Here is an 11,275-nt window from a genome sequence, read left to right on the forward strand (position 1 = left end):
GCGTGATCAGTGACACGGGCGTTATCATAAATTTGTGCATTGCCTTCAATTACAACGGCGTTGTTAGCATGCGCATTGCCTGAAAGTTTTGCATTGTCCTTTAATGTCATACCTTCAAAAATAGCATTCCCATAAATTTGCGCATTACCATAGACATCAACAAAAAAGCTTTTTACTTTAGCATTTCCAAAGACGCGTGCATTTTGAAAGACCCGAGCTTTATTATACACCCAGCAATTACCTTCATGAGAGAGATTATCTTCACTTTCAATATAGCCACCGAGGTCACCTTTTTTGACATCATCAAAATCTCTTAAGGCTCTAATTCGAGTTAAGAAATGACCATCGATATATTCACAATCATCAATAAATTCGTATTTTGGAGATGTTTTTTCTGTGTTAACAATAGAATTCATTTTTACACCTATTCGTAAATTAGTTTTCAATTGACACCCTATAAGAGCATCGGGTGCTGAAAACACGGCGAATAGTCCGTTGCTATGCTTTTCCCATAAGGGTATTGTATGGCATAGCTACACCCGACAAAATCACTATATATGCTAATCACAGCATAAAAGATAGTCAGTGTTTTAAAAGAAATGGAAAAGGTTTTTTCGCAACCTATTCGCTATTCGAAAGTGTTTTCATCACTTGGTTATTTATATAACAAAATACGTATTTATTGTCAATTAATTTATAAACTTTTTTGATATTTTTTGTATTTTTTAAATACGTTGTGTATTGATAATATCTTATGCTTATTAATTGCTTCTTTTATATTTATGTGCTTTTAAAGCTATATTATAGGTTTTATGAAACGATTGCGTATTTTCTGAATCTATACATTTATAATATTTAGAAACGCTCTCATTATGCGTATTTTAAACTTTATAACCTATCAATTTTGTCACTAAATGGCTTTTAAGATTTCTGTTAATTTCTTTTAATAACACATTTTAGACTTAACAGCCTTTATAGGGACTGTCTTTATAACAAATGCTTTCATTTGCATTTTTGCTTTCTCTATAGTTGTTATGTTCTTTATAGCCATGGCATCATTTTTCATGTTCATAAGAGAAATGATAAATAGGATAATTGCGATTTATTGTCTGTTATGAAAACACTTATGAAAACATCTCAATAGAAACTGATAATTATAGAGATTAGCAAAATCCTTTTTAATAGGCTTTTGTTATTTTGATTAGTTCTTTTTAAAAGATAAAATTATATTTTTAGTGAGTGATTAACACGTGTCTTATGAAAAGCGTATGAAATTAAAAATTGATTACGTTATCAAAATCCCTTTTATGCATTTTAATCAGTTCTTTTGAATAATAACCTTATGATTTAGAGAATGATTACAACGTGCTTTATGAAAATCATGTGATTCTTTAAAGCTTTTCAAAAGATAGCTTGTAACTCATAAGAGATGCTATCAAGATCATTATGGTTATGAGTTTTGACGGTTTTTTGAGTTTTGAGGGTTGCCCCTTTTAGATAAAAAAACGATAAAAATTAAAAATGTTATTTTTCAATATGTTAATATTTTATAGATCTTAAAAAAACAACCCATATTGATAATATAACCTCTAAATTCAATCAATAATATACGTTTTGAGGGAGGGGTGACGGTTTTTACACCTTCAAAACCTATAAGCAAAATGAATATACATAACACACTTTAAACAAAGCTTTTGATAACAATAAAGCTATCCATTTTAGATTACGGTATAACCTCTTAAAGGCAATGTAAAAAAATCTAATTCTATTTAAGAGTGGATTTCTTAAATTTTGCAAAACAATCTAAAAAAATTATTTAAAAGTTCAAATCGTATCTTTAATTTGAATTATAAATACATTATTAGACTTTTGATATTAATCAAAGGTTTATGATGATGAAGTTTTTTATTTTATTTTGTTTGTTAATACTCACAGCTTGTGGTCCTTGGGATAATCAAGTAACACACTTGACCGGAATTGTTGATCCAAACTACAAGGGACGATTTCAAACCAAAAAGGTGGTTATAGGAGGTGTTGGCATGTCTATTTTTGAGCAAAAAGAACTTGAAGACACCTTTGAGAAATCCCTCGTTAAATACAATGTACAGATATTGAGAGGATTAGAACTTTTCCCTCCAACTCGTAATTATTCCTATAACGAGAAAGAGAAAATTATAACAAATAAAGGCGCAGATGCACTCCTAATAGTTAGCGTTGATAATCGTGCTATATCACAGACGTATATCCCGCCAACATATCATCCAGGAACCTCTACAAGTACTATTTCGGAAGTTGGACACTTTACTACCATAAGAACTGTAACGACACCAGGTTATGTGAGCGGTGGACATAATATTAGTAAGCCCGGCATAAGCGTTAGTGTTTACCTTATTCACAATACAAAAAACAAAGAAACCATATGGCTAGCAAAAGGCTCTAGCAATGGAAATGCTTTTGCATCATTTTCTAATCTCATAGTAAGCGTTGCAGAAACAACTGTCGAGAAACTAGCCAAAGAGGGGCTTATCGTCCCAAAGTAGAGTATCTAAAAGTGCAAGTTTCTTCTTTTTAGAATAACGCATATTAAGATTATATGTAAGCAATGTATAAAGGGGGTATAGGAACCTATAGGTATAAGACCTTATACCCCTTATGCGTTTAGCATACCCATTATGTGAGCATGCTTTATAAGTTATTCAGTTTCTCTTATTTCCAATTTTGGTAAGTTCTTAACAATTTTCATTGTTTCTAAACTTACGGTAATAACCCTCTGCAATAACTCTAGAGGGTAGGCAGGGTTGCCAACGGTTTCAACAGCATAGCGATTGGCATCATTAACAATGCCACTCTTTTTATCTGTCTTAACGCATTGACGCCCCATAACCGATTCAAGAGAGATATCTGTCATGATGATATTGCTATTATAAATAACAGTTGATTTATCCTTTTCCTTACTATTCCCAGCAAATTTCATTTCAGTCACATAATAAAACTTTTCTGGATTAGGGATGTCAGTTAATTTTGGATTGCCTTTTTTAAAGGTCACTGGATACGGCTCTACAGTTTCATAGTTTACGTGCAAATGACCGAGTTCACGCCCTGCTGTCACAAATTTCCAAAAATCATCAGCCGTTTTTACGCAAGGGATACGAGGCAATTCTTTGCATAAATTATCAGCATAACGGGTGCGATAATCTTCTGAATGCAAAAGACCGTAAACATAATAAAACAGATCATCTTTAGTGTTTTTTCATTAGGATAAGCGGCTTTTAAATATGCTAATCCTTCATCAGTTATAGCATTACGCATTTTCTTTTTTCTTATTTTAGTAAATAAGCGATTGTCATGCTATTTTTCTTATCAAGCGATAATAATGGAGTGTTTTTTGTTGTCTCTAATATGTAACAGTTCCAATAAATTTGGTATATTCTATGAATAACAGTCTTTACTTGAAGCTCAAGATTATATTACATGCAACACCTTAAAATTAAGAAGCATATTAGAGTGTATGATTGTCATTTAACAGTGTCATTGTAAAATCTTCAAAAGCGGGGGAAATGATATGGTTTGCACAACACATAAAGCAGGTGTATACAGTACAGTCTATGCTTTTTTCTCAGATGTTATAAGTATTATTCTCATCAAAAAATTAAAAAATTGTTACGCGGTTGGCGATTTTTTCTGTGACGCTGACGATATGGTTCATTTTGTTGCTCATTTTGAGGGCACAATGAATGCATAGATTTTTTTTCATTTTTGTTTTTGCGGCTATTTTGTGCCTTTTTTCGTTGCCGAGTTTTGCCCAAAACATTCGTGAGAAAGCGATTAATCAATCAGAGAGCATCCAACGACAACAAACGCAACAACAACGTTTTCAGCAATTACACCGTAGAAACGAAACCCATGGGGTCTTTTTGCCAGACGATGATACCACATCTGCCTATGGTGCTTCATCTGGTACAACCTGTTTGCTGATCAAAAGCATTGAATTTGTTGGTGCTCAGTTGATTTCTCATACCGACCTTCATGAAGCCATTTCTCTTTGGGAAGGACGGTGTTTGGGGATTGCCGAAATCAATAAAGTGCTCAAAGCGGTGACCAAGCTTTATATGAAGCGCGGCTATATTGCGGTGCGGGCTTATTTGCCTGAGCAAGATTTAAGCGGCGGTCATCTCAAGATTGTTGTAGTTGAAGGTGTGATGGAAGATATTACCCTTGATGGGCATAAAGTTGGAAGGAAATCTCAAGGAGAAATCACCACGGCTTTTCCAAACCTTATTGGAAAACCGACCAATCTGCGCCAGATAGAGCAAGGGCTTGATCAAATCAATCGGCTTTTCTCACGCCAAGCCACCATTAATCTTGGTGCTGGTGGCAATTCGGGTGGTTCGATACTCGATGTTCATATTGAAAAACAGAAACCTTGGCTTATTACGCTTTCCAGCGATAATCTTGGCGCTAAAGCAACAGGGCTTTATCAAACGCGCTTGAGCCTTTCTTTTGATGATCTGTTGGGGATCAATGATCAATGGTCGTTGAGCTATCAGCGTTCTATGGATGGTAGTCCGTATCATTTTTCTCACAAGCGTCCCAATAGTGATACTCTAACGGGATCATTTTCTCTTCCCTATGGCACTTGGACAACTGGTTTTGATGGGACGTGGAGCCAATATCATTCGAGTGTTAAGGGAATATTTTCCGATATTATGACAGCGGGTAAGTCTTTATCGCTTACACCGTGGATTTCACGGGTTATCGACCGTGATCAAGAAGGAAAGACCTGGCTTACAGGACGGTTGACATGGAAATATTCTGATAATTTTATTATGGGCAGTCGGGTTGATGTTTCCAGCCGTAAATTGGCTATTGCAACCTTTGAGCTTGATCACTCGCGCAAGTGGCTTGGAGGAGAATTAAGCGCGCATATAGGGTTTCATAAAGGGTTGGCAATTCTTGGCGCTTATGACGATAAAGAGCAAGAGAATGCAACAAAAAATTCACCCAAAGGGCAATTTTCCAAATTGTCTTTTTCCCTAGGCTACGTGCGTCCTTTTTCGCTCAAACAGTATAACTTTCGCTATAACACGCTGTTTTCAGGACAATTATCACCCGACACGTTGTTTAGTTCAGAGCAAATATCGCTTGGTGGTAGTTCCTCTGTTCGTGGGGTGCGTGAGGCGATTTATTACGGCAATAATGGGGCGTTTTGGCGCAATGAATTGTCGCTGTTGTTGCCAGGTTTTTCTTCGAGAATGGGGCGTAAATTTATGAGCCAATTTGCCCCTTATATGGCGCTTGATCTGGGGGCTGTAGCCAATGATGTAAACAAAAACAGTTTTGGCGGGAGCCTCGTTGGGGCAACTCTTGGTTTCCATGCAACCGGAGACATTACGGATATTGATGTGTCTTATTCAAATATTTTAACCCAATCGACAGTGCGAGAAAAGGGGAATGCGACAGGGTTATTTCAAGTGCGGGCATTATTAAGATTTTAGAGCAAATGGGCGGTAAAAAATATCGCTGCGCTGTTTATACCCATATGGGTTGTTTTTTTTTAAGAGATAAAGAATTTTATGAGGAGCTGAAGATGCGGGGATTGAAAGATCAAAAGCATAGATTGGGATATGGATACAAGCTATGGCAGCGCGTTCTTTGTGTTTTGCAGCGAGGGATCCATAAGGGGCTTTCACTGGTTTTAAGTTTTTGCTTAGCTTTTCAGCCTTTGTTGTTGCAAGCACAAGCGCTTGGAGCGCGAAGTCCTGTTGCACAAGAGAGCCAAGGGATTAAAGCAGCTGATGGGGTTGGCTCTGTTTTCCGCCCCACGGTGGGGAAAGCCGGCAATGATGTGCCGCTGATTGATATTGTTCGCCCCAATGGACAGGGTCTTTCTCATAACAAATATGACAGTTTCAATGTTGATACCCATGGCGTGATTTTGAACAATTCGACTGAGGAGGTTTCGCGTTCACAGCTTGGGGGATTGGTGCCTGGCAACGGCAATTTGCGTTATAGCGGTGCAGCAAAGGTTATTCTTAATGAAGTGGTGAGTGCCAATCGCTCGCGTCTTGAAGGCGTGAGCGAAGTACATGGGCATATGGCGGATGTTATTATCGCCAATCCCAATGGGATTACCTGTAACGGTTGTGGCTTTATTAATACACCACGGGTGACTTTATCGACTGGACAACCGATTATTGGAGCCGATGGCGCTTTGAGTGGATTGCGTGTTGAGGGTGGTGATATCACCATAGGCTCTCGTGGGGCTGATGGGAGTGCATTAGATATTTTTGATCTTGTTTCGCGCAAGATCAGTGTCGGGGGTCCCATACAGGTCAAAGGAGATTTGGCTGTTATCGCGGGGCGCAATCATTTTGATTATAACAAACGCGAAGCAACTTCTCTTGGTTCTGATGGCAAAGAGCCAGAATTGGCGATTGATTCCAGTGAGTTTGGTGGAATGTATGCGGGGCAGATCCGCGTGATTGCCAATGATAAAGGCGCCGGCGTTAAGATGCGCGGAGACATGGTTGCCAATGCAGGCGCCATGAGATTGACAAGTGATGGCAAGCTGGTGATTGCCAAAGCACGCGCCAAAGGAGCAGTAAAAGCGCGTTCCCACCACGATAGTGTGCATGTGAAAGATCTTCTTTTTTCAGAAGAAGCAGTTGAGCTGAAGGCTTTGAAACATGTTGAACTGGCTGAGCAAGCTCGCGTTGCAGCGAGCGGTACTGTTGATGTGCACGCCGATCTGATCAAGCTCCAGTCTCATGCTCTTCTAGCAAGCGGTATTGGGAGTGATGGTCAACAGTCAGCGACGGGTTCTTTGCATTTACAGGCAGCAAAGCTTGAGGCGGGGAATGGGCGGATAGCCGCCGGTGATCTTTTAGAGATCCAAGCAGCAACAATTGATCTGAGCCGCATGCAAGACAATGATCAAACAGGGGTTTCTTCCCTTGGCGATCTGACCATTAAAACCAATCAAATCAGCGCTTTAAACAACCATATTGGTGCCAAGGGGAATATTGTCTTGAGCGCCGATGATGGGCTCACTGTAGGCGCTGGACATTATAGCGCCGGCGGCTCTCTTTTGGTGGAAGCAACAGAGCTTACATCACGTGCGCGCTTAGTGGCAGAGCAAAAAATTGACCTTTATGCGCATCACGGTGCCCTGATCCAAGAAGGCACTGTCTGGTCTAATGGGAAGATAACGCTGGATGCCCATGGTGCCCTCAATCACACGGGTGATATTGTCAGCATGCAGCAGGTTGCATTGACAGCGGGTGGCATGCTCACAACCGGTCAAGAGAGCACGATTTTAAGTTATGATGTGGTTTTAAGTGCTGATGCTTTAACCCAAGCAGGGACTGTGGAAGCTCAAGAAGGAGCATTAACCCTTCAAGTGCGTGATGGGGTTGCAAATAACGGCACAATGCGCGGTGAGAGTGTCGATGCTCATATTGGTGCATTTACCAATCAAGGGACGTTTATTGCAACCGATGATTTGCATTTGATGGTAAGCACACAAGAAGGCGCCGATCCGCAACAAGCCTTTCTGAAGAATACATCCGAAGGTGTCCTTCAAAGTGGTGGTGTTTTTGTTGTGATCGCAGGGCAATTAGACAATGCCGGTGTGCTTGGCTCTAGTGGTGAGAATGTTGCCCTCAATGTGGCAGGAAATGTCAGCAATAGCGGGCTGATTTACGCCAAAAAATCTATGGATCTATTCAGTGATGGTGATTTAACCAACACACAGGGCAGAATTATTGCTGAAGAGGGTCTCACCATTGGTGGGCTGAAAGAGATACGTGCTGGTCATATAAACAATGAGGCTGGTCTTCTCAGTGCTTTAGCCGGTGAGATGAAGATTGTTGCAACGTCTTTTGTCAATAAAAGCGCTGAAACGACAAATTCAGACCAACAAAACGCTACACATGATGAAGGTGCGCATGTTTTAGCGCGGGATGGTTTGCGCATTGATGTGGGCAGTTTTGAGAATGTTGATGGTCTCATTTCTACGCAAGGGGCAGTCAATATTGTTGCTGATAGTGTGATCCAAGCAGGGCACATAGAGATTGAGCGTGGTGACCTTCAACTGACCAGCCATGGTGATTTAAGCAATAGTGGCACAATAGCAAGCAATGATACTATTGCTTTGCATGCGCAAAACACTCTGAACCAAACGGGGCGCATTGTCTCTAAAAAGCGGGTTGAGCTCTCAACCGATGGCATCTTGACGCTGGGCGAGACAAGTGAGGTTGGCGCCTATGATGTAACGCTGAAGGCAGGCACACTCACCCAAGCTGGGCTTGTGGAAGCGCAAGGCGGAGTACTTACTCTCAACAGCCATGATGTTTTAAGTAATTCCGGTATTATGGTGGGCGGTGTTGTTGAAGCGAAGCTTGGGTCTTTAGCCAATTCCGGTCAGCTTTTAGCCAGTGACAGTTTTACGCTTGTGGCAGAAAGCCATGATCCGTCATTGGGGCAAGTTGCTCTGGTTTTAAATGGTGAAGACGGTGTTCTCAAAAGTGGTGGTGCTTTTGTCTTAACCGCAGATGTTTTGGACAATGCCGGCAGTATTGGTTCAAGTGGTGATGGGGTTGCGCTCAATGTGAGCGCTGATCTGAGTAATAGTGGGCTGATTTATGCCAAGAAATCTGCCATTTTCTCCTTAGATGGGGATTTTATCAATAAGTTTGCCGATGTCATTGCTGAAGACAATCTCATCATCCGTGGTTTAAGTGGAGAGCGGGCTGGTCATGTGATCAACAGCTCGGGTCTTTTAGAAGCCGTGTCCGGCGATATGACCTTCGATGTCTCAGCGCTTACCAACATGCGTGAAGGTGGAGTTGAAGTTAGCGATAAAGTGATTTCTCACAGTTACGTGCGAGGAGAATGGAAAGATGTCGAAAATATTGATCATTTACGTATCAAGGAAAATATCGACACCACGATCATTCGTCAGCAGCCTCATTTTACCAATAATGCTGCACAGATTTTAGTAGGACATCATCTGACAATTAATGCCGGTGATATCCGCAATAGCTATAGCTTTATTGCTGCCAATGGCAACATTGAGATGCATGGCGATACGCTGCTCAATGAGGGGCGCGATTTAATCGAAACAACTAAGATTGTAACTGAAACGCGCTACAGACATAAGCAATGTAGTATCACAAATCCAGCATGTATAAACGGTGCAGAAGAATGGGATGGTCCTACTTTTACCCAAACACTCAAACGCACTTATGATGCTGTTTACGGCACGATTGAAGCTGGTGGCACGCTTGATGCCAAGTTGACAGGCTATATTGACAATCATGCGGTGCGTGAGGGGGTGGAGCAAGTTGGCTTAAGCTCTGGCGATAAAGGTTTGGCTGGTGTTAAAAACACCGATTTTGACGGTTCCAAACCACTGATTAGTGATGATCGATTAGATGGGATTATCAATGGTTTGAAAGGGCACAAAGGGCTTTTTGCACCAAGCACAAAAACACCCGCACCAGAATCCATACAAGTGCCAACGCAAGATGGGCTTAACTCTGTTAAGACAGAATTGGACCAGACCCAAACACCGGATGTGCCATTTTTAGTCGAGACGCGTCCAGATTTTATCAACCCAAGTAAATTTTTAGGATCGGACTATTACTTAAAAAAGATTGGCAATTATAAGCCTGAGCACGTGTTTAAAAGATTAGGGGATGCTTATTTTGAATATCGTCTGGTGGGTGAGCAAATCTTTGAACTGACAGGCAATCGCACTCTTCTTGATGTTGAAGATCCCAATGCTCAAATGCAAAGGCTCTATGACAATGCTGTGGAGCAGCAAGATCCCTTGGGGTTAGTGCTAGGCAAGCCCTTAACGCCTCAGCAAATTGCTGGGATCAAAAAGGATATGATCTGGCTTGAGACCCACCTTGTTGATGGACAAGAGGTCTTGGTACCCCACGTTTATTTGGCACCAAACACTTCTTTAGCACAAGATGTTTATGGGGCAAAAACGCAGCAAGGAAACCTTGCCAGTGCACGTTTGAAAGGCAATGGCGTCACTATAGAGACGGACCGTCTTACCAATAGTGGCACCATATCAAGTAATGGTGCATTGCATGTTTCGACTACGCAAACTTTGTTCAATAATGGTGGTTTTTTGCTTGGCAGCGGTGCTGTAGATCTCAGCAGTGGCAATCTTTTAGCCAACTCTTCAGGGGTTATTCTGGGGGATATCATCACCCTCAATGCGAAGACAATCATTGATGGTACTGCAAAAATCCGTGACACGAATGAATATGGTTTTGTTGATCGGAGCGGGCAGCAGGCTCAAATCATTTCTATACAGGATTTAAACATTCACTCCCTTGGCGATTTAAGCATGACTGGTGGCCAATGGAGCAGTGGTGGATCGACGACGGTGATTGTCGATGGTTCTGCTACGTTTGGTTCATTAGTGCTAGAGAGTGACCATAAGGAGACATTGGAAAAAGGGCATTATAACGCCCAAAGCAGTGAGCACCGTTTGACAGAAGTCAACAGTGATGGAGATTTGACCATTGTCACAGGTGGTGAACTGAACCTTGAGGGAAAGTTTAAAACCAAGGGCAATGGAGATTTCACCAGTGGTGGCGCTCTCAACGCGATTTCAGAGCAAGATTTTAACAGTTTTGATTTGGATCTGAGGGGCAAAGAAGGCGACAAATCGAAGCAAAAGAATAAGTTTCGTCAACAATCAACAGAAGTTACTACAAACAAAACCACGATAGAAACAGAGGGCAACCTCTCCATGCATGCGCAAAATGGGGATCTCACGCTTGATGCGGCAGGGCTATCAAGTGGTGGTCAGACGCATTTGGCATCAGATACGGGGAAGATCAAGTTTCTGACCAACAAGGATCAAGATTTTAAGGACGTTTATCAGCGTAATGAAAACCTTGTGTGGTGGAGTGAGAGCGATAAAGGTTACCTTAAGGAGACCATCGAGCATGTCACCATAGATGCTAAGGGTGGCATAAAGCTTGATGCGGGTGATGGCTTTGTTGTTGAGTATCAGGCAACCGGTGATTTAGACAAATCCCTTGAGCAATTGTCTCGCTCTCCAGGCATGGCATGGATCAAGCAACTGCGTGATGATCCAGAATTATCCAAGCAAGTGGATTGGCAAGCAGTTAAGGCTGAATTTAAAGACTGGGATTATAAAGCCCAAGGGCTGACAGAAGCCGGTGCGGCTCTCGTGGCATTGGCTGTCACGGCGGTTACGGGTGGAGCAGCCTCGGGCGCTGCCAGT

Annotated in this window: 4 protein-coding genes and 2 pseudogenes; 4 read left to right on the forward strand and 2 right to left on the reverse strand. The window is 41.4% G+C overall.

All coding sequences use genetic code 11. The annotated features are described in order from the left end of the window. Positions 1–416 (reverse strand): annotated as a pseudogene (locus tag ACFIO5_RS08460) (hypothetical protein); the annotation flags it as partial. Positions 417–1,889: 1,473 nt separating this feature from the next. Here ACFIO5_RS08460 and ACFIO5_RS08465 point away from each other — a divergent pair. Then, a complete protein-coding gene (locus tag ACFIO5_RS08465; protein WP_375632701.1) occupies positions 1,890–2,540 on the forward strand; it encodes a hypothetical protein in 651 nt (216 codons plus the stop codon). A 152-nt stretch (positions 2,541–2,692) separates the two neighbouring features. On the opposite strand, the pseudogene ACFIO5_RS08470 reads toward ACFIO5_RS08465, so the two are convergent. Further along, positions 2,693–3,306: pseudogene (locus tag ACFIO5_RS08470) on the reverse strand (type ISP restriction/modification enzyme); the annotation flags it as partial. A gap of 256 nt (positions 3,307–3,562) precedes the next feature. Between ACFIO5_RS08470 and ACFIO5_RS08475 the strand changes: the two are divergent. The 3 genes from ACFIO5_RS08475 to ACFIO5_RS08485 all read left to right on the forward strand — a co-directional run. Next, entirely contained in the window at positions 3,563–3,742 is a 180-nt protein-coding gene (locus ACFIO5_RS08475; RefSeq protein WP_375612457.1) for a hypothetical protein, read from the forward strand. Continuing rightward, positions 3,735–5,495: a ShlB/FhaC/HecB family hemolysin secretion/activation protein gene (locus tag ACFIO5_RS08480; protein WP_375705240.1), complete on the forward strand. Its 1,761-nt coding sequence runs from the start codon at positions 3,735–3,737 to the stop codon at positions 5,493–5,495. Before ACFIO5_RS08475 ends, ACFIO5_RS08480 begins: the two co-directional genes overlap by 8 nt. 92 nt (positions 5,496–5,587) lie before the next feature. Continuing rightward, a partial coding sequence (locus tag ACFIO5_RS08485; RefSeq protein ID WP_375705241.1) for a two-partner secretion domain-containing protein occupies positions 5,588–11,275 on the forward strand: 5,688 nt, incomplete at its 3' end.

Source organism: Bartonella sp. AA86SXKL, assembly GCF_042196885.1.